The 18865-nt window shown below is 71.2% G+C and carries 18 protein-coding genes, 2 tRNA genes and 1 pseudogene; 16 read left to right on the top strand and 5 right to left on the bottom strand.

Annotation, left to right across the window (positions count from 1 at the left end; genetic code table 11):
• The first annotated feature begins 19 nt into the window (after positions 1-19).
• The 9 genes and pseudogenes from IG08_RS0141600 to IG08_RS0141565 all read left to right on the top strand — a co-directional run bounded on the left by IG08_RS0141600 (position 20) and on the right by IG08_RS0141565 (position 7073).
• Positions 20-283: an acyl carrier protein gene (locus tag IG08_RS0141600; protein ID WP_030615788.1), complete on the top strand. Its 264-nt coding sequence runs from the start codon at positions 20-22 to the stop codon at positions 281-283.
• Positions 283-750 (top strand): annotated as a pseudogene (locus IG08_RS61800) (SRPBCC family protein); the annotation flags it as partial. The gene IG08_RS0141600 and the pseudogene IG08_RS61800, both read left to right, overlap by 1 nt.
• Positions 730-1497 carry an SDR family NAD(P)-dependent oxidoreductase gene (locus IG08_RS60850; protein WP_234343100.1) on the top strand — a complete coding sequence of 256 codons (768 nt, stop codon included), beginning with the start codon at positions 730-732 and terminating at the stop codon, positions 1495-1497. The pseudogene IG08_RS61800 and the gene IG08_RS60850, both read left to right, overlap by 21 nt.
• A gap of 29 nt (positions 1498-1526) precedes the next feature.
• A complete protein-coding gene (locus IG08_RS0141590) occupies positions 1527-2276 on the top strand; it encodes an SDR family NAD(P)-dependent oxidoreductase (RefSeq protein WP_030615782.1) in 750 nt (249 codons plus the stop codon).
• Position 2277: 1 nt separating this feature from the next.
• The gene (locus tag IG08_RS0141585; protein WP_030615779.1) at positions 2278-2604 is read left to right on the top strand and encodes an antibiotic biosynthesis monooxygenase family protein; all 327 of its coding nucleotides are present in this window, start codon (positions 2278-2280) and stop codon (positions 2602-2604) included.
• Positions 2601-3041 carry an antibiotic biosynthesis monooxygenase family protein gene (locus tag IG08_RS61795; protein ID WP_063757826.1) on the top strand — a complete coding sequence of 147 codons (441 nt, stop codon included), beginning with the start codon at positions 2601-2603 and terminating at the stop codon, positions 3039-3041. Before IG08_RS0141585 ends, IG08_RS61795 begins: the two co-directional genes overlap by 4 nt.
• 2 nt (positions 3042-3043) lie before the next feature.
• Entirely contained in the window at positions 3044-4291 is a 1248-nt protein-coding gene (locus IG08_RS0141575; protein ID WP_030615776.1) for a cytochrome P450 family protein, read from the top strand.
• A 49-nt stretch (positions 4292-4340) separates the two neighbouring features.
• Positions 4341-5159, top strand: a complete 819-nt coding sequence (locus IG08_RS0141570) for an SAM-dependent methyltransferase (RefSeq protein WP_030615774.1) — start codon at positions 4341-4343, stop codon at positions 5157-5159.
• Positions 5160-5609: 450 nt separating this feature from the next.
• A complete protein-coding gene (locus IG08_RS0141565) occupies positions 5610-7073 on the top strand; it encodes a peptide MFS transporter (protein WP_052425077.1) in 1464 nt (487 codons plus the stop codon).
• A gap of 2 nt (positions 7074-7075) precedes the next feature.
• Here IG08_RS0141565 and IG08_RS0141560 read toward each other — a convergent pair.
• A tRNA-Glu gene (locus IG08_RS0141560) sits at positions 7076-7148 on the bottom strand.
• 68 nt (positions 7149-7216) lie between these two features.
• Positions 7217-8776: a metallophosphoesterase family protein gene (locus IG08_RS0141555; protein WP_030615770.1), complete on the bottom strand. Its 1560-nt coding sequence runs from the start codon at positions 8774-8776 to the stop codon at positions 7217-7219.
• A gap of 178 nt (positions 8777-8954) precedes the next feature.
• On the opposite strand from IG08_RS0141555, the gene IG08_RS0141550 reads away from it, so the two are divergent.
• From IG08_RS0141550 to IG08_RS0141525, 6 genes are all read left to right on the top strand, one after another.
• On the top strand, positions 8955-9305 hold the full coding sequence (locus IG08_RS0141550) for a metallopeptidase family protein (protein ID WP_030615768.1): 351 nt from the start codon (positions 8955-8957) through the stop codon (positions 9303-9305).
• Between the two features lie 77 nt (positions 9306-9382).
• Positions 9383-9895, top strand: coding sequence for a hypothetical protein (locus IG08_RS0141545; protein ID WP_030615766.1), 513 nt, complete (start codon positions 9383-9385; stop codon positions 9893-9895).
• A gap of 258 nt (positions 9896-10153) precedes the next feature.
• Positions 10154-12331, top strand: coding sequence for a DEAD/DEAH box helicase (locus IG08_RS0141540; protein ID WP_030615763.1), 2178 nt, complete (start codon positions 10154-10156; stop codon positions 12329-12331).
• 216 nt (positions 12332-12547) lie between these two features.
• The gene (locus tag IG08_RS0141535) at positions 12548-14662 is read left to right on the top strand and encodes an FG-GAP-like repeat-containing protein (RefSeq protein WP_030615761.1); all 2115 of its coding nucleotides are present in this window, start codon (positions 12548-12550) and stop codon (positions 14660-14662) included.
• 48 nt (positions 14663-14710) lie between these two features.
• Entirely contained in the window at positions 14711-16267 is a 1557-nt protein-coding gene (locus IG08_RS0141530) for an amino acid permease (protein ID WP_030615758.1), read from the top strand.
• 99 nt (positions 16268-16366) lie between these two features.
• Positions 16367-16439 (top strand) — tRNA-Lys (locus IG08_RS0141525).
• A gap of 406 nt (positions 16440-16845) precedes the next feature.
• Here IG08_RS0141525 and IG08_RS0141520 read toward each other — a convergent pair.
• Together IG08_RS0141520 and IG08_RS0141515 are read right to left on the bottom strand one after the other, a co-directional pair.
• Entirely contained in the window at positions 16846-17292 is a 447-nt protein-coding gene (locus tag IG08_RS0141520) for an NADH-quinone oxidoreductase subunit B family protein (protein ID WP_030615755.1), read from the bottom strand.
• 100 nt (positions 17293-17392) lie between these two features.
• Complete coding sequence (locus IG08_RS0141515; RefSeq protein ID WP_030615752.1) at positions 17393-17743, bottom strand: ArsR/SmtB family transcription factor; 351 nt, start codon at positions 17741-17743, stop codon at positions 17393-17395.
• A 215-nt stretch (positions 17744-17958) separates the two neighbouring features.
• Here IG08_RS0141515 and IG08_RS0141510 point away from each other — a divergent pair, with 215 nt between their 5' ends.
• Positions 17959-18144, top strand: coding sequence for a hypothetical protein (locus tag IG08_RS0141510; protein ID WP_030615749.1), 186 nt, complete (start codon positions 17959-17961; stop codon positions 18142-18144).
• 278 nt (positions 18145-18422) lie between these two features.
• Here the strand turns inward: IG08_RS0141510 and IG08_RS0141505 are convergent, their stop codons facing one another.
• Positions 18423-18836: an STAS domain-containing protein gene (locus tag IG08_RS0141505; protein ID WP_030615746.1), complete on the bottom strand. Its 414-nt coding sequence runs from the start codon at positions 18834-18836 to the stop codon at positions 18423-18425.
• Positions 18837-18865: the final 29 nt, after the last annotated feature.

The following is an 18865-nucleotide window of genomic DNA, read 5'->3' as shown; positions in this document are numbered from 1 at the left end:
AACCCACGAAAGGCTTCCCATGCCGGAGTTCACCCTCGACGACCTACGCCGCATCCTCCGCGCCAGCGCCGGCGTAGACGAGCAGACCGACCTCGACGGCGACCACTTCGCCGATACCGCGTTCGCCGACCTCGGCTACGACTCCCTCGCCCTCCTGGAACTCGTCAACCGCATCGAACGCGAATACGGCATCCAGATCCCCGACGGCGACCTCGCACACACCCAGAGCCCCGCCGAGGCCCTCGCCTACGTCCACACCCGGCTCAGGGAGGCCCGCGTCTGATGGCCGAACACACAGGACACCCAGGACACACCGACAACGCGGTCATCGTCGAGGCACCGATGGACCTGGTGTGGTCGATGACCAACGACGTGGCCGCCTGGCCGCGGCTGTTCAGCGAGTACGCCTCCGCCGAGATCCTCGGGCAGGACGGCGACACCGTCACCTTCCGGCTCGCCCTGCACCCCGACGAGAACGGCACGGTCTGGAGCTGGGTCTCCGAGCGCACCCCCGACCCGGTCACCCGTACCGTCGTGGCCCGCCGGGTCGAGACCGGCGCCTTCGCGTACATGAACATCCGCTGGGAGTACGAGGAGGTCCCCGGCGGCGTACGGATGCGCTGGATCCAGGACTTCGCGATGAAGCCCGGCGCCCCGATCGACGACGCCGGGATGACCGCCCGGCTCAACCGCAACACCGCCGTCCAGATGCGGCTGATCAAGGCCAAGGTGGAGACCGCGGCCCGGGCCGGCCGCCAACTGGAGGGCAAGCGGCTCCTGGTGACGGGGGGCAGCCGCGGCATCGGCCGGGGCATCGTGCTCGCCGCGGCCCGTGCCGGCGCGGACGTCGTCACCTGCTACCGCACCCCCGGCGAGGCCGTCGCCACCCTGGAGGAGGAACTCGCCGGCACCCCGGGCAAGCACCAGGTGCTGCGCGCCGACGTCGCCGACGAGGCCGACGTGGACCGGCTGGCCGCCGAGTGCGAGGCGAGCCTCGGCGGGCTGGACGCCGTAGTGAACAACGCAGGAACCTTCCGCCCACAGCCGTACGACGAACTCGGCCCGGCCGAGTGGGCCGCCACCCTGCAGGGCAACCTCACCGCCACCCACCTGGTCACCCGGCGCACCCTGCCGCTGCTCGGCGCCGGCTCGTCGGTCGTCAACATCGGCTCCACGGTCGCCTTCATCGGCATGACCGGCGGCGTCCACTACACCGCCGTGAAGTCCGCGCTCATCGGCATGACCCGCTCGCTGGCCCGGGAACTCGGGCCGCGCGGCATCCGCGTCAACACCGTTTCCCCCGGCCGGATCGACACCGAGGCGCTCGACGAACTGCCCGCCGAGGAGGCCGAACGGCAGCGCGCCACCTTCGCCTCCTTCAGCGCGCTCGGCCGGCTCGGGACCGTCGACGACATCGCCCAGGCGGTGCTCTTCCTCGTCAGCGACCACGCCACGTACGTCACCGGCCAGAACATCCACGTCGACGGCTGCGTGTGAGCCGCGGCCCAGCCCTGGAGGTACCCCCAGTGGAACTCGCACTGCACGGCAAGAAACTGATCGTCACCGGCGGCACCCGCGGCATCGGCCGGGGCATCGTCCTCGCCGCGGCCCGCGCCGGCGCCGACGTCCTCACCTGCTACCGGCAGGAGAGCGAGGCCGTCGACAGCCTGACCGCCGCCCTCAAGGAGACCGCCGGCGACCACCACGTGCTGCGCGCGGACGTCGGTGACACCGCCGAGGTCGACCGGCTCGTCGGCGAGGCCAAGGACCGCTTCGGGCGGCTCGACGGCATCGTCAACAACGCGGGCGTGATCAGCCACATCCCGTTCGCGGAGCTGCCCGCCGAGGAGTGGTCGCGGATCCTCGACACCAACCTCACGGCCGCCTACCGGATCATCCAGCAGGCGCTGCCGCTGCTCGGCGCCGGCTCCTCGGTCGTCAACATCGGCTCGCGCGGCGCCGCGGCGGGCATCCCGCTGCGCGCCCACTACACCGCCGCCAAGGCCGCCATGATCGGGCTGACCCGCTCGCTCGCCAAGGAACTCGGCCCGCAGGGCATCCGCGTCAACGTGGTCGCCCCCGGCGTCATCGAGACCGAGGCCTTCGCCACCATGCCCGCCGACCGCGCCGACGGACTGCGGGCCACCTACTCCCGCAAGACCGCGCTCGCCCGCCTCGGCACCGTGGACGAACTGGCCGGCCCGGTGCTGTTCCTGCTGAGCGACGCCGCCGCGTACATCACCGGCGAGACCCTCAACGTCGACGGGGGGATCTGACATGTCCGAGCCGTCCGAGCAGGTGTTCCGGGTCATGCTGCGGATGCAGATCAAGCCGGACCTCGAGAACGAGTTCGAGAAGGTCTGGCTGGAGGTCGGCGACTCGGTCACCGCGCACCCCGCCAACCTCGGCCAGTGGCTGTCCCGCAGCGCCGAGGAGAACGGCATCTACTACATCGTCAGCGACTGGGTGGACGAGCCGCGCTTCCGCGAGTTCGAGACCAGCGACCGGCATCTGGAACACCGGCAGAAACTGCACCCGTACCGCAGCGGCGGCTCCATGACGACCATGCACGTCGTCGCCGCCCTCCCCGGCGCCGCGTCGTGACCTCCGAAGTGGCCTCCGGTGCCGTGGAGGTGGTGCTCTACCACCTGAGCGACGACCCGGACCCGGTGCTGGACGCGTACCACGAGGCCAGCCGTCGGATGGCGGGCACCGCCGGGCTGCTCGGCAACAAGCTGCTGCACGCCCTCGGCGACCCGCGCGGCTACGTCGTGGTCAGCCGCTGGTCCGACTGGGAGGCGTTCACCGCCTGGGAGAAGGGCGCCGCCCACAAGGAACAGACCGCCCCGCTACGGCAGTTCCGCGACACCGGCCGGGACCGCCCCTTCGAGATCTACCGGGAGCTCGCCCACTACCCGGGAGACCGGACCGGCGCGGCCGACCTCGCCCACGCCACGGAACCCGCCACCGAACTGGTCACGGAACCCGCCACCGATCTCGTCACGGAACCCGCCACCGAACTCGCCACGGAAGGAGCCTGAGAATGGCCCGCACGGACACCCCGCCGGCCGACCTGTTCACACCCGCCTTCCACCAGAACCCGCACGAGGCGCTGGCCGAGCTGCGGCAGACCGCCCCCGCCGTGCCCGTGATGACGCCGAACGGACTGCGCACCTGGCTGGTCACCGGCTACGAGCACGCCCGGGAGCTGCTCGCCGACCCCCGGCTGAGCAAGGACATGCGGGTCGGCAAGGACCTCATCCCGCGCAACTTCGCCGACCCCGACAAACAGCGGGAGTTCCTGGCGGAGTCGGGCGAGCGCAGCCAGTTCCCGCACGTCCTCAGCGTGCACATGCTCGACAGCGACCCGCCGGACCACACCCGGCTGCGCCGACTCGTCGGCCGGGCCTTCACCGCACGCCGGGTCGAGTCCCTGCGGCCCCGCATCACCGAACTCACCGACGAACTGCTGGAAGCCGTCGCCCGGCACGCCGAGGTGGACCTGATGGAGGCCCTCGCCTTCCCGGTGCCGTTCACGGTCATCTGCTGGCTGCTCGGAGTGCCTCCGGACGACCGGGCCGCCTTCCGCCGCTGGTCCAACCTGCTCGTCTCCGGCGCGGGCACCGAAGAGGTCCGCGAGGCCAGCGCGTCGATGATCGCCTACCTGAAGGCGCTGATCGAGACCAAGCGGGCCGAACCGGCCGACGACATGCTCACCGACCTCGTGCACGCCCAGGACGCCGGCGACCAGCTGTCGTCCGACGAGCTGATCTCCATGGCGTTCCTGCTGCTGGTGGCCGGCCACGAGACCACGGTCAACCTCATCGGCAACGGCACCCTCGCCCTGCTCACCCATCCCGGGGTGCGCGAGCAGCTCGCCGCGGACGCCTCCCTGTGGCCCGCGGCCGTGGAGGAGTTCCTCCGCTACGACGGCCCGGTCACCAACGCCACCTGGCGGTTCACCACCGAACCCGTCGAGGTCGGTGACGTGGTCATCCCCGAGGGCGAGTTCGTGACCATCTCGCTCGGCGCCGCGGGCCGCGACCCGGCCCGCTACTCCGACCCGGACCGCCTGGACGTCACCCGGTCCCACAGCGCCTCGGTCGCCTTCGGCCACGGCATCCACCACTGCCTGGGCGCCCCGCTGGCCCGGCTCGAAGGGCAGATCGTCATCAGCCGCCTCTTCGCGCGCTTCCCCGCCCTGCGGCCCGCCGTGGACGTGGCCGAACTGCGCTGGCGCAGCAGCCTGATGATGCGCGGCCTCGAGGAACTCCCGGTGTTCACGGCGTAACAGCCCACCCGCCCCACCTATTGGCTACCGGCTACTGGAGGAGACACCCGTGGAACAGCAGGACACCGAGCGCCCGGCCTGGGCGCCCCCGGAGGTCGACATCGACACCCCGAGCATCGCCCGGGTCTACGACTTCTGGATCGGCGGCACCCACAACTTCCCGGCGGACCGGGAGCTCGCCCGCAAGGTCGCCGCCGGCAACCCGGACCTCCCCGCCACGCTCCGCGCCAACCGCGCCTTCCTGCGCCGCGCGGTACGGGAGCTGTCGGCGCTCGGCATACGCCAGTTCCTGGACATCGGCTCCGGCATCCCGGCCGAGGGCAACGTGCACGACGTGGCCCTCGCCGCTCACCCGGACAGCAAGGTCGTCTACGTCGACATCGACCCGGTGGCCGTCGCGCACGGCCGGGCCCTGCTGGCCGACGAACCCCGGGCAGCCGTCTTCCAGGGCGACCTCTACAAGTCCCGGGAGATCCTGGACGCGCCCGACACCCGCCGGCTGATCGACTTCGGGCAGCCGGTCGCGCTGATCCTCGCCGCCGTACTGCACTTCGTCCCGGACTCGGACGACCCGCTCGCCCTGGTCGGGCAGTACACCGAGGGGCTCGCGCCCGGCAGCGCCCTGGTGATCTCGCACGCCGGCGCGGAGGAGGTCCCGCGGGCCGCACCGGAGGCCGCCGAGCAGTACCGGGGCGCGGTGAGCCAGGTCATCTGGCGCGACAACCGTGAACTCGCCGCACTCTTCGGGGACTTCGAGCTCCTGGAGCCCGGCGTGGTCCGCGCCCCGCTGTGGCGCCCCGAACCGGCGGACACCCCCGACCCGAGCCTCGCGATGCTGGCCGGAGCGGCACTCAAACCGGCCCGGTGACCGGCGGTGGATGCCTCCCGCACCCCGCCGGATCCAACACCGGACACCACGCCTACGGCCTCCGGTGTCCCGGGTGCTTCTGGGGTCTTCGCGGCCTCTCCGGACGTCACGCCTCCGGCGTCCGGTGTCTCGGGTGCTTCTGGGGTCTTCGCGGCCTCTCCGGACGTCACGCCTCCGGCGTCCGGTGTCTCGGGTGCTTCTGGGGTCTTCGCGGCCTCGCCGGACGTCACGCCCACGGCGTCCGGTGTCTCGGGAGCTTCTGGGGTCTTCGCGGCCTCACCGGACACCACGCCCACGGCCTCCGGCGTCCCGGGAGCTTCTGGGGTCTTCGCGGCCTCGGGGGCTTCCGGAGCTCCTCGGGCCGTCACGGGCTCCGTGGCCTCCGGAGCTCCTCGGACCCCCACGGCGCCCGGCGCACCGAGGCCCTCCGAGGCCTCCGCCCTCCCCAGCGTGTCCGCCACCCCCGCCGTGGCGGTGCGGTCGGGACGCGGTCGCGGACCCGGCTTCGGCACCCTGCTCGCGGTCGACCTGTGGGAGCGGTTCAGCTTCTTCGGCATGGCGGCGATCCTGGTGCTGTACCTGACCGCCTTCGAGGCCCGCGGCGGCATGGGCATGGCCCCGCAGACGGCCACCGCGGTCTTCGCGGCGTACATGTCGCTGAGCTTCATGGCCGGCCTGCCCGGCGGCTGGCTCGCCGACCGGGTGCTGGGCGCCCGCCGGGCGGTCCTGCTCGGCGGGGTCCTCATCACCTGCGGCCACGCGGTCCTCGCGGTCCCGGTGCCGGGCACGCTCTACGCCGGGCTGCTGCTGGTCGTCGCGGGCACCGGCCTGGTCAAGCCGGCCATGGCGGCGATGGTCGCGGGGGTCAGCGGGGACGGGGCGGGCCGCCGTGAGGCCGCCTTCTCGCTCTTCTACCTGTGCATCCAGGTCAGCGCGCTCGTCGCCCCCGTCGTCACGGGCCTGTTGGCGGAGCGCGTCGCCTGGCACCTGGGCTTCGCCGCGGCCGCGGTCGGCATGACGGCGGGCCTGGTCCAGTTCGCCCTCGGCCGGCGCCGGTACGGAGACGTGGGCGCGCGTCCCGCCCGCCCGGTGCCGCACGCCGAGGCCGCCGCGATGCTCAGGCGTGCCGCGGGGGCCACGGGGGCGGTGGCCGCGCTGCTGGTCGTACCGGCGTCCCTCGGACTGCTGCCGCTGCCCGCGGTGCTCGCCGTCCTCGGCCTGACCACGGTCACCCTCCCGTTCTGGTACCTGCGCTCACTGCGCCGGGCCGCCCCGCCCGGGGAGGGGAACCGGCGCCAACTGGCCGGGTTCACCGCGCTGATGGCGGCCTCGGCCGCGTTCTGGATGATCTTCGCGCAGAGCGGCTCGGTGCTCAGTCTGTTCGCGGAGCGCCACACCGACCGGGACGTGCTCGGCTTCGAGGTCCCCGCCAGCTGGTTCCAGTCCGTGCACCCGCTCTTCGTCCTGCTGGCCGCCCCGTTCGTGGCCCGCCTCTGGCGGCGTGCGGGACCGCGGGTCGACGTGCCCGTCAAGTTCGCGGGGGCGCTGATCGCGGCCGGGCTGAGCTTTGTGCTGATGGCGGTCGCGACCCGGCTCGCCGAGCACGGCCCGGTCGGCCCGTACTGGCTGCTGCTGGTCTACCTGCTCTACTCCTGCGGCGAGATCGCGCTCGCACCGGCCGGCCTGGCGCTGGCCGCCGCGGTCGCACCGCCCGGCAGCACCAGCCGACTGCTCGCGGTGAACGGCCTGTTCGGCGCGGTGGGTGTGGTGGTGGGAGGCCAGTTGTTCCGGCTGACCGCGGTGTTGCCCCTGGCGGCGTACTTCCTGCTGCTGGGGGGATGTGTCCTCGCGGTCGGTACGGCGGTCGCGCTCGGTACCCCGCGGCTGCGCCGAATGCTCGGCGCGATGAGATGAAGTACCCCCAACGGGATTCGAACCCGTGCTACCGCCTTGAAAGGGCGGCGTCCTAGGCCGCTAGACGATGAGGGCCGGTACGGCGCGACTGTACTACGGCGTTCGGGCCGGGACCAAACCGAATAGTCGCAGTCCACGCCGCCCTAGGGGGCGGACCCGCTCGGGCTCGGGGTCTGAGTGGCCCCCGGCTGGTTCTCCTCCGGGAGGTGCCGGCTGACCTCCGCCGTCGTCAGGCCCAGGCCGCCGAGTTTGATCTCGTCCCAGGCCTGGAGGCGGCGGGTGTCGCGGTCCATGTAGAGGATCGAGGCCTCGATGGGGTCGGGGTACTTGCCCTCCACCGCGCGCAGACCGCTGCCGCCGGTCGAGCCCTCGATGCGCAGACGGGTGCCCCGCTTCAGGATCTCCATCTCCTGGTGGTGGAGGTGGCCGGCCAGGACCAGGGGGACGTCGCCGTCGACCTGGCGGGCCGCCGACGGTTCGTGGGCGACGGCGATGTCGACGGAGGTGCCCGCGGTCGTCTGGGCGCGCAGGGCGCGGGCCAGGCGGAGGCCGGCCACCTCCTGGGACTCCTCGGCTCCCGGCTGGTTCGTGCGGTCGGGGGTGAACTGGGGGTCGCCGATGCCGGCGAAGCGCAGGCCGGCGACCGTCTGGGCGTCGCCCTCGTCCAGGACGTGGACGTTCTTGAGGCCTGCCAGGTACCGCTGGGTGGTGAGGGAGTCATGGTTGCCGCGGACCCAGACGTAGGGCGCGCCGAGGTTCGGGATCGGGTCCAGGAAGCTGTTCTCCGCGGCCGAGCCGTGGTCCATGGTGTCGCCGGAGTCGACGATCACGTTCACCTTGTACTGCTCCACCAGCGACGCGATGATCTTCCAGCTCGCCGGGTTGAGGTGGATGTCCGAGACGTGCAGGACCCGGATGGTGGTCGGGTCCGGCTGGTAGGCGGGGAGCGTGGAGGTGACGTCGTACAGCTTCGTCACGTTCGTCACCAGGCGCGCCAACTCCTTCTGGTAGACGTCGAATTCGGTGACGATGCTGCGGGCGTTGCCGACCAGGGACGGGGCGGAGGAGAGCAGGCCGGAGAACTTCGGCTCGAGGACCGACTCGGGGTTCCAGGTGGCGTACGCCGTGCCGCCCGAGGCGGCGAGGAGGGTCAGGGCCAGACCACCGGCCGCGAGGGCGCGGCGGGGGCGGCGGTAGACCGCGAGGCCGAGCGCGGTGGCTCCGGAGACCACGGCGACGCAGGAGCGGACGGCCAGGTCCATCGTGCCGTGTTCGACGTCCTTCGCGACCTCGTCCTGGAGGCCGGAGAGACGCTCGGGGTGGTCGACCAGGGCCTGGGAGCGCTCCGGGTCGAGCTGGTCGACGTTGACGTCGAGGCGGACGGGCGCGTGGTGGCTGTCCAGCTGGAGCGCGCCGAGCGGCGAGACGTTGATCTTCGTGCCGCCGGAGACGGACGGGCGCAGGGTCATCGTGGTGTTCATGGGGCCGACCGGGACCCGTACGTTGCCGACGATCAGCAGGCCGAGCCAGGCGCCCAGGATCACGACGGCGACCAGGCCGAGGGCGCGGGACCAGGGGTGCGGGGGGTGGACCAGTTCGAGGGACGGGAGCGGGTGGCGGGTGCGGTAGTGGCGGGCCAGGGCGCGCGGGGGCCTCCGGATCACGTTCAGGATGTTCCGGGCTACGACGGGGACGCGGGCCATTGGTCCCGTATGCCCAAGTCCGCGCGTGGATATGCGAGCGCGCTGATGACTCTCGTACGGGCGTAGGGCCTGTCCGGCGGATCAGGTCGGCTGCGAGAGAGGGTGCTTCCTGGCCGAGCCGACCCCGCGACGCCGACATGATCCGCCGGGCAGGCCCTGGGTAACGGACAATGGGCGTGTGCTGGAGATGACGCGCGAGGAGTTCGAGGAACTGGTCGCCGAGGCGCTGGACCGGATTCCGCCGGAGTTGACGCGGCTGATGGACAACGTCGCGGTGTTCGTCGAGGACGATCCCCCGACGGACGATCCCGAGCTGCTCGGGTTGTACGAGGGGACGCCGCTGACCGACCGGGGCGAGTGGTACGCGGGTGTGCTCCCCGACCGGATCACCATCTACCGGAATCCGACGCTGCGGATGTGCGACAACCGGGAGGACGTGGTCGCGGAGACCGAGGTCACCGTGGTGCACGAGATCGCCCATCACTTCGGGATCGACGACGCGCGGCTGCATGCCCTCGGGTACGGCTGAGCACTTCGCGTGTCCTCTTGTGGGCGGCGGGAGTTGGGGAGGTTGACTCCTTCACCCCGCCCATCGGAGGTGGCCCCGTGCGCCCCTTGTACGTACCCGTTCGTCTGGCCGCCACCGTCATGGCCGTCGCCGCTGCCGCCGGCTGTATGAGCGTGGGCGAGGACGACGGAGGAGGGGGTGCCAAGCCCTCGCACTCCGCCGGGCAGCGCGGTGGCGAGGCACCGGACGGCGGGTCGGCGCTCCCGGGCGGTGGCGGCTTCGGGGCGGCGGGGGAGGACGGGAAGCACGGGAAGGGCAAGCACAAGAAGGGCGAGGACGAGTCGGCGTCGCCCTCGGCGTCCGCGTCCGCGGCGGCGAGCGCGTCGGCCTCGGCCGGGGGCAGGCCCGGGAAGACCGAGAAGCCGGGGGCGCCGACGCCGACCAAGGCGCAGCCCACCCCCACGCGGACGCCCGACCCGGAGCCGACCCCGAGCGAGCCGCCCGCCTCGCCCACGCCCGAGCCCTCGGTGCCCCAGCCGTCGTCCTCGGAGGACACGGGAGCCCAGCTGGACGGGCGGGAGCCGGCGCCGACGGCGGGGTCACCGGTGTAGGTGCCGACGTGGCCATCGGTGCCGTCGTCGCCGTAGGAGTGTGATGTGCCCTACGTCCATGGGGTTTGGTTTGCCTTCATGGGTGGTGGGTGCGTATGGTTATAGATCGTTTGATCATTTGCCCGGCGCCAAAGCAGAAGCGCGCCGTGTGGCGCGTTCTCTCCCCTTACCGTGGCTGACCGCATAGAGGCGGTCGTATTGCGAATCACGGAGTTGACGGGCGCGTGCCGACGAGACTCCGGAAGGTTTCGCATACGCATGTCCATTTCCAGTACTGATCACATCGTCGTGCCCGAGAACGGCGAGAACGAGCCCGTCGAGGAGACCCCCACGGTCACCTTCGCGGACCTCGGTCTCCCCGAGGGCGTCGTGCGCAAGCTCGCGCAGAACGGTGTGACCGCCCCCTTCCCGATCCAAGCCGCGACCATCCCGGACGCCCTGGCCGGCAAGGACATCCTCGGCCGTGGCCGCACCGGCTCCGGCAAGACCCTCTCCTTCGGTCTGCCGCTGCTGGCATCGCTGTCCGGCGGCCACACCGACAAGAAGAAGCCCCGCGGCATCATCCTCACGCCGACGCGTGAGCTCGCGATGCAGGTCGCGGACGCGCTTCAGCCGTACGGCGACGTACTCGGCCTGAAGATGAAGGTCGTCTGCGGCGGTACGTCCATGAGCAACCAGATGTACGCCCTGGAGCGCGGCGTCGACGTCCTCGTCGCCACCCCGGGCCGCCTGCGCGACCTCATCAACCGCGGCGCCTGCTCGCTCGAGAACGTCCAGGTCGCCGTACTCGACGAGGCCGACCAGATGTCCGACCTGGGCTTCCTGCCCGAGGTCACCGAGCTGCTCGACCAGATCCCCGGTGGCGGCCAGCGCATGCTGTTCTCGGCCACCATGGAGAACGAGATCTCCACGCTGGTCAAGCGCTACCTGAGCAACCCGGTCACGCACGAGGTCGACAGCGCCCAGGGCAACGTCACGACCATGTCGCACCACATCCTGATCGTGAAGCCCAAGGACAAGGCGCCGGTCACCGCCGCGATCGCCTCCCGCAAGGGCCGCACGATCATCTTCGTCCGCACCCAGCTGGGCGCCGACCGTATCGCCGAGCAGCTCTGTGACGCCGGTGTGAAGGCCGACGCGCTGCACGGCGGTATGACGCAGGGCGCGCGTACCCGCGTGCTGGAGGACTTCAAGAAGGGCTACGTCAACGCGCTCGTCGCGACCGACGTGGCCGCCCGCGGTATCCACGTCGACGGCATCGACCTGGTCCTGAACGTGGACCCGGCCGGCGACCACAAGGACTACCTGCACCGCGCCGGCCGTACGGCTCGCGCCGGTCGCACCGGCACGGTCGTCTCCCTCTCGCTGCCGCACCAGCGCCGCCAGATCTTCCGGCTGATGGAGGACGCGGGCGTCGACGCCGGGCGTCACATCATCAACTCCGGTACGGCCTTCGAGCCCGAGGTCGCCGAGATCACCGGCGCCCGTTCGATGACCGAGGTCCAGGCCCAGTCTGCGGGCGACGCCGCGCAGCAGGCCGAGCGTGATGTCGCTCAGCTCACGAAGGACCTGGAGCGGGCCACCCGGCGCGCGACCGAGCTCCGCGAGGAGGCCGACCGTCTGGTCGCGCGTGCCGCGCGCGAGCGGGGCGACGACCCGGAGACCGCGGTGGCCGAGGCCGCCGCCGTCGTGGAGGCCGCGATGGCGGAGCAGTCCGTCGCCGAGGCGCCGGTGCGCGAGGAGTCCTCTTCGTACGAGCGTCCGCGTCAGCAGCGCGACGAGCGGGGCAACTACGAGCGCCGGGACCGTCGCGACGACCGTCCGTCGGGTGGTTTCCGTCGCGATGACCGTCGTGATGGCGACCGTGGCGGCTTCCGCCGTGACGACCGTCCGTCGGGTGGTTTCCGCCGGGACGACCGCCGCGATGGTGGTGACCGTGGTGGCCGTTCGTTCGACCGTCGTGACGACCGTCCGTCGGGTGGCTTCAACCGTGACAACGACCGTGGCGGCTTCCGTCGCGACGACCGTCCGTCGGGTGGTTTCCGCCGGGACGACCGCCGCGATGGTGGTGACCGTGGTGGCCGTTCGTTCGACCGCCGTGACGACCGTCCGTCGGGTGGCTTCAACCGCGATGACCGCCGCGATGGTGGTGACCGTGGTGGCCGTTCGTTCGACCGTCGCGACGACCGTCCGTCGGGTGGCTTCAACCGTGACAACGACCGTGGCGGCTTCCGCCGCGACGACCGTCCGTCCGGCCACCGTGGCAGCGACCGTCCGTTCAACCGCGACCGCCAGAGCGACCGCCCGGGCTTCCGCGCCGGCGGCCACGACCGCCCGCAGGGCCGTCGTGACGACCACCGCGGTGGTAGCACGGGCACCGGCACCGGTTCCTTCGGCCGCCGCGACGACAAGCCGCGCTGGAAGCGCAACGGCTGACACTGACTGACCTGCTTTTGAAGGGCCCGTACGACTTCGGTCGTACGGGCCCTTCTCTGTGCCACCGAGTGCCGCCAAGTGCCGCCAACTCGCTACCGGAACCGGTGTGACGGTTGTTAACATCGCTTCGCTTGCGTGGCGAAGTGTGGCCGAGGGGGATCGACTTCGACTGGGCCTGTCGCCGCGCCTCTTCTGACTTTCCCTGGGGAGGGACCCTTGACCCGGCATGCCCGGATCGCTCTCACTCTCGTCAGCCTGGCCGCCCTGGGCGCCGGCTCGCTGACCACCGCGGGCCCGGCGGCCGCGGACACCGCACCCATGCCCCTGCAGACCAGCGGCGTGTACGGCCTGGACTACGCGGGCGGTGTGCTCACCGCGGTGGAGACCGCCCCGAGCGGTGCCCAGTTCGTCCGCAACCGCTCGGTCGCCCCGGACGGCACCACAGTGGGCGAGGCGACTTCACGCGGCTACGCGGACACCTTCGCGGACGGCGACCACGTGCAGCGCGTGGCGTGCGACGCAGGCTCCTGCGTGCCGCTGCGGGGCGCCGGAAACGGCAACGTCGGCTACTTCTTCGTCGACGACGACAAGGAGTACGCGCAGGTCTGGGTGGGCCCCAACAACTACCACTCGGCGGACGAACCCGCCGTCACCGGCGGCCGGTTCGTGGACGTCACCGGCCGGTACTTCGTCTACGACGCGGACTCGACCGGCAAGCAGTACGTCGACTCCGTCCAGGAGTACCGCTCCCAGGACGTGCGGCTGACCCGCTCCATCACCGCCGCCTCCGTGTGGGGTTCGTTGCTGTGGAAGCCGGGCACGGGCAACGGGGTCGTCAGCGCGTACGACCTGGAGGCGAAGAAGACGGTCACGACCGTCTCCACCGGCGCTCCCTGCACGGTCAAGGAGCTTCAGACCGTGGGCCGTTGGCTCTACTGGAACTGCGGGCCGACGGGCGCCGCGGGCGTGTACGACCGTACGGCGAAGAAGAACGTCACCGTTCCCTCCGGCCCCGCACTCGTCGGCGACGGCTACCTCGTCCAGCACGACCGCACCGCCGGGAAGCTGATGCTGACGGACTTCCACAGCGGTACGGCCGCCGCCGCGCGCGAGATCGCCGACCTGCCCGCCGGGAACACCGCCGACCAGCGGCGGCTGACCTGGACGGTGGACAAGTTCGGCGGCGACATCGCGTACGTCGGTACGGACAACGCGATCCAGGTCGTGCAGAGCGGGGTGCCGACGCAGTCGCTGGCGAAGATCGAGTCGGACCTGGACGACGACACCCTCGACGCCAAGGGCCGCACCGGCGCCGGCACCACCTGGAACAGCTACTGGCAGCTGAACAAGCCCGCCGACTGGACCTTCACCGTGAAGGACGCCCAGGGCCGCACCGACCGCACCATCACGGGCAGCGGCACGGCGATCGACCTGTCCTGGGACGGGAAGACGGACTCGGGCACGTACGCGTACAACGGCCCGAAGACCTGGACGCTGACCGCCACCGCGGCAGAGGGCTCGGGCACGTACACGACGAGCGGTGCCCTCTCGCTCGACGGCGGCCGCCAGGGCCACCACGACCAGGGCTACTACAGCTACGGCGAGCTCGTCACCCTCAACTCCGCCGGCGGCCTGACCCTGCAGTACACCAAGGGCAAGGGCGCGTTCGACTTCAAGCAGAGCGCGTCCGGCTGGCCCTCCGGGACGGTCGCCGTGCCGTTCGGCGACATGGGCTCGGACCGGTGCGCCGAGATGCTGATCCGGATGCCGAACGGCGAGCTGCGCCGCTACGCCGGCAAGTGCGGGACGCCGTACGCCCCGTCGAGCAGCCACACCTCGCTCGGCACCGGCTGGAACGCGTACAACGTGCTCACCGCCCCCGGCGACCTCACCGGCGACGGCCGTACCGATCTGCTGGCCCGCAAGGCCTCGACCGGTGACATCTACCTGTTCGCCAACGACGGTGCCGGGAAGCTGAAGGCGGGCGTCAAGATCCGCACTTGGTCGACGTACAAGAAGATCGTCGGTGCCGGCGACCTGAACGGCGACGGCTTCGGCGATGTGCTGGCGCTCGACAAGGCCGGGACGCTGTGGCGCTACGACGGCACCGGGACCGGCCAGGTGAAGGAGCGGGTGAAGGTCTTCTCCGACTGGGGGGCCTCGTACAACGCGATCGTCGGAGTCGGGGACATCACCGGCGACGGCAGGAACGACCTGGTCGCGCGGGACACCGCGGGCAACCTGTACCGCAACACCGGTACCGGCAAGGGGTCGTTCGCGGCGCGGGTGAAGATCGAGACGGGCTGGAAGGGTTACAAGGGCCTTTTCTAGCCAAGTTGTGACGTGTGTCACGCCCCCGGTGTGGGAATTGCTGGGGGCATGACAGATGACGGCATAGCGAGTGGGCACGCGGAGCCTTCCGGACTCTCCGACGAAGAACGGCTTGCCCAACTCGGCTACACGCAGGTTCTCGCCCGCCGCATGTCGGCGTTCTCCAACTACGCGGTCTCCTTCACGATCATCTCGGTCCTGTCGGGCTGCCTGACGCTGTACCTGTTCGGCATGAACACGGGCGGCCCGGCGGTGATGGTGTGGGGCTGGGTAGCGGTCGGTCTGATGACACTCTTCGTCGGGTTGTCGATGGCCGAGATCTGTTCGGCCTACCCGACGTCGGCGGGCCTGTACTTCTGGGCGTACAAACTGGCGCCGCCCGGGCGGACCGCCGCCGCGTGGGCCTGGTTCACGGGCTGGTTCAACGTGCTGGGCCAGGTGGCGGTGACCGCCGGCATCGACTTCGGCGCCGCGTCCTTCCTCGGCGCGTACCTGAACCTGCAGTTCGACTTCGAGGTGACACCGGGCCGGACCATCCTGCTGTTCGCGGGAATCCTGGTGCTGCACGGCCTGCTGAACACCTTCGGCGTCCGTATCGTCGCCCTCCTCAACAGCGTGAGCGTGTGGTGGCACGTGGTGGGCGTGGCGGTGATCGTGGGCGCGCTGACCTTCGTACCGGACAAACACCAGTCGGCGTCCTTCGTGTTCACGGAGTTCGTGAACAACACGGGCTGGGGCAGCGGGGTGTACGTCGTCCTGCTGGGCCTCCTGATGGCGCAGTACACCTTCACCGGGTACGACGCCTCGGCCCACATGACCGAGGAGACGCACGACGCGTCGACGGCGGGCCCGAAGGGGATCGTGCAGTCGATCTGGACGTCGTGGATAGCGGGATTCGTCCTCATCCTGGGCTTCACGTTCGCGATCCAGTCGTACGACGGGGCGTTGGGGTCCGCCACGGGCGCGCCGCCCGCCCAGATCCTCCTCGACGCACTCGGCGCGACGGCCGGCAAGCTGCTCCTCCTGGTCGTGATCGGGGCGCAGCTGTTCTGCGGGATGGCGTCGGTGACGGCCAACAGCCGCATGATCTACGCCTTTTCGCGGGACGGAGCGCTCCCCTTCTCCCACTTCTGGCACACGGTGAGCCCGCGCACACGGACGCCCGTGGCGGCGGTGTGGCTGGCCGTGGTGGGAGCGCTGGTGCTGGGCCTGCCGTACCTGATCAACGTCACGGCGTACGCGGCGGTGACCTCGATCGCGGTGATCGGTCTGTACATCGCCTACGTCGTCCCGACGCTGCTGCGGCTGCGCAAGGGCGAGGCCTTCGAGCGGGGGCCGTGGCACCTGGGCCGCTGGTCGGGCGTGATCGGCGTGGTGGCGGTGGTGTGGGTCGGCGTGATCACGGTGCTGTTCATGCTGCCGCAGGTCTCGCCGGTGACGTGGGAGACCTTCAACTACGCGCCGGTGGCCGTCCTGGCCGTCCTCGGCTTCGCGGCGACCTGGTGGCAGGCCTCGGCCCGGCACTGGTTCCTGAATCCGGAGCACGACCGCACCCGGGCCCGCGAGGCGGCCCGCGCGAACGCCCCCGAACCGGTTGATCCGTAACACTCCCGGCGCCCTCCGCCGACCCGGCACGGCCGTGTCCCCGATACCCGATCGGAGACACGGCCACCTCCGGCTATGCTCGTGGAGGCAACATCGCCTGGGCCCTTAGCTCAATTGGCAGAGCAGTGGACTTTTAATCCATTGGTTGTGGGTTCGAGTCCCACAGGGCCTACGGTGCGGGTGACGGGGGTACCCCCTCTGACCTGCTGTGCAGCGTCCGGGTCGGCTTCGGCTGGCTCGGGCGCTGACTCGTTTCCGGGGCCGTGCGTGAGCGGATGTGTCCTTGGCCTGCGGATCGGCTGCGGCTGGGGATCAGCTTCGCTGTCTTCTCAGCGATCTCGCGCCGACTGCCGCCGATGCTTCCAGTCCATCCGACGGGCCTGCCGTATGGCGGTCGTCGGCTTCAGCGGAGGATGGCGGAGAAGGGCCGTAGGCGTGCGTCGGCCTTTGCGCGATCCACGGCCCCGCGCCGTTAAGCGGCTCCGCCGACCAGGTTCAGGTTGGTGTCGTGCACGAGTAACGGTGGTGACGGCCCTCACCCAACACCGTGGCCGTCGCGAGGGCGGCCGGAACCACGCTCACCGTCCGGTCACCCTCCGCAGTGCCGAGATGATCTCGTCCGGCCGCGGCGGGCACCCGGGCACCGCCAGATCCACCGGTACGACATCGGAGACGGCGTCCTCGACGTCGTAACCGCCCGCGAACTCACCGCAGTTGATCGCGCAGTCCCCGACCGCGACCACCAGCCTCGGCTCGGGCATCGCGGCCACTGTGCGGCGCAGCGGCTCGGCCATGTTCCTCGTCACCGGCCCGGTCACCAGGGCCACGTCCGCGTGCCGGGGCGAGGCCAGCAGCCGGGCGCCGTACCGCTCGGCGTCGTACACCGGGTTGAAGGCGCACGCGATCTCGATCTCGCAGCCGTTGCAGGAGCCGGCGTCCACGCACCGCACCTGCACCGAACCGCCGAACTCCTCGGCGGCGGGAAGCTGTTCGCCCTCCGGGCGCGGCGGAGCGGGCTCGGCCACCCGCGGCCGGAGTTACGGCGCTCGGGGTGAGGCGGCCGCCTCCCGATACCAAGGGAGCGCTGTCAACTCCCGGAAGGCGGCCGCCGATTGAGGGCCGTCGTCACGACGGCGGTTTCGCCTGCGTCTGGGCGGCCCGCAGGTCGGCGAGGAGTTCGGCCTGCCCGGCGAGGACGCCGGACAGGATGGTGCGGGCGACCCTGAGCAACTCGGCGATATGCGGGCTGGTCAGCGAGTAGTACACGGTCGAGCCCTCCTTGCGGGTCACCACCAGGTTCGCCCGGCGCAGCACCGCCAGCTGCTGCGACAGGTGCGCCGCCTCGATCCCCACCTCGGGCAGCATCTCCGCCACCGCGTGCTCGCGCTCGCTCAGCAGTTCAAGGACCCGGATGCGCGCGGGATGCCCCAGCGTCTTGAAGAACTCGGCCTTCAGTTGGTACAGCGGCGTACTCATCGTGCTGTCCCCTCCCCGGCGGAGCAGCACGGCCGTAGCGGCCGGTCCTCGGTGCATCGCATCCACCCACTCGTCACACACATGCGGCCCATCCTCGCGTGCGACAGCGGACACACCGAATCCGCGCGCGAGAAACGAACCGCATGAAACCATCGGTTACAACCTCGGCAATTGCTAAGATTAGCAACTCCATACGTCGTGTGAGGGAGGCTTGCGTGAGAATCATTCCGCTGCGTGGCGCGGGCGTCGCCTGGCTGAAGTGCCCGGCCTGCCGCCTCAAGTGCAGACCCACCGCCGTCGGCCCGGACGGACAGTGCCCGCGGTGCGGCGAGGCCCGCATGCTGAAGCTGTCCTTCGGCGGCCGGACCGCCCCGTCCGCGCCGGACGGCGACCCGAGCTGACCCTCGCCCCGCGCTGGAGGACCTGCTCGGCGCCGGCGACCCGCACGCCCAGGGCGCGGGCCCGCTGTCCACCGAGGCGTCCGCCGCGAAGGCGGTCTACGAGGGCACCGCCGACCTCCTCCGTGCGATCGCCGCCTGCGCCTCCGGGCGGGAGCCCGCCGCGACGGGCTTCGTCGAGGACGTGGCCATCGCCACGGAGGAGGACAGGTGCACCGTCGTACCCGTACGGGACCCCGGCGGTGCCTTCGCCCCCGGCTGAACCAGGTGAACCCGGCGAGTTACCCGCCCGCGTCGTCTCCGCTCGACCAACCTGTCGTCCGCCACTCGTTACGCCCCTCCGGGGTCTCGCCGTGCCGTGTGCGGTGTGCCGCGAGAGCGCCGGCCAGGTCCGCGTGCACAGGGATGGGCGGGCCGTCCCCGCAGGGAACGAGGGACCCGTCGGCGGGGATCGCGGCCAGCTCCAGGCCGCGACCCGCATCGGCGAGACGCCGCGCGGCCTCGACGATCGCCAACTGCCCCTCCGCCGACCAGCTGCCCAGTCCGCTCAGGTCGACGACGACCGGACCGGTCCCGCGACCCACGACCCAGCCGACGGCACCCTCGAAGCGGCGGACGGCGTCCGGGCCCAGGAACCCGGAGACGGACAGGATGCCGAGATCCTGCTCGACGGTGTAGCGCCACTCAATGGTCATCGTCGTCAACTTCCTTGCGCAGTGAGTCT

The organism is Streptomyces fulvoviolaceus, assembly GCF_000718165.1.
In the GTDB taxonomy this organism is placed as follows: domain Bacteria; phylum Actinomycetota; class Actinomycetes; order Streptomycetales; family Streptomycetaceae; genus Streptomyces; species Streptomyces fulvoviolaceus.
The sequence above is the reverse complement of the archived record's forward strand: the minus strand, read 5'-3'. Positions and strand labels throughout refer to the sequence as shown.